Origin of the sequence: Enterobacter sp. ENT03 (genome assembly GCF_019218745.1) — a bacterium.
GTDB lineage: Bacteria > Pseudomonadota > Gammaproteobacteria > Enterobacterales > Enterobacteriaceae > Enterobacter_D.
In genome coordinates, this window is record NZ_JAHUXA010000046.1 from 1 (window position 1) to 601 (window position 601).

The window sequence follows — 601 nt, forward strand, 5'->3', positions numbered from 1 at the left end:
GCGCTTACCACTTTGTGATTCATGACTGGGGTGAAGTCGTAACAAGGTAACCGTAGGGGAACCTGCGGTTGGATCACCTCCTTACCTGAAAGAACCTGCCTTGCAGTGTCCACACAGATTGTCTGATGAAAATGAGCAGTAAAACCTCTACAGGCTTGTAGCTCAGGTGGTTAGAGCGCACCCCTGATAAGGGTGAGGTCGGTGGTTCAAGTCCACTCAGGCCTACCAAATTCTTCCCTGTTCTGCGTTGCAGCTCCGGCTCGCATACTTTCAGTATGCTTCGCAAAGCTGTGCCCTGACCATGAAAGAATTACGGTGCTTAGAGGTTGAACTACATCTGTATGGGGCTATAGCTCAGCTGGGAGAGCGCCTGCCTTGCACGCAGGAGGTCTGCGGTTCGATCCCGCATAGCTCCACCATACACTGCTCAACAAGAAAACTTCAGAGTGTACCTGAAAAGGTGCACTGCGAAGTTTTGCTCTTTAAAAATCTGGATCAAGCTGAAAATTGAAACGACGCACTGTTTCTTTTCTCCGTAATAAGAAAAGAAAAACGGTGTGTTCGAGTCTCTCAAATTTTCGCAATCAGAAGTGAAACATCT

At 48.1% G+C, this 601-nt stretch carries 2 tRNA genes and 1 rRNA gene; all 3 read left to right on the forward strand.

The window, feature by feature from the left end:
- Positions 1 to 84, forward strand: a 16S ribosomal RNA gene (locus KW828_RS21660); the annotation flags it as partial.
- Between the two features lie 67 nt (positions 85 to 151).
- Positions 152 to 228, forward strand: a tRNA-Ile gene (locus KW828_RS21665).
- Positions 229 to 343: 115 nt separating this feature from the next.
- A tRNA-Ala gene (locus tag KW828_RS21670) sits at positions 344 to 419 on the forward strand.
- The last annotated feature ends 182 nt before the right edge of the window (positions 420 to 601 follow it).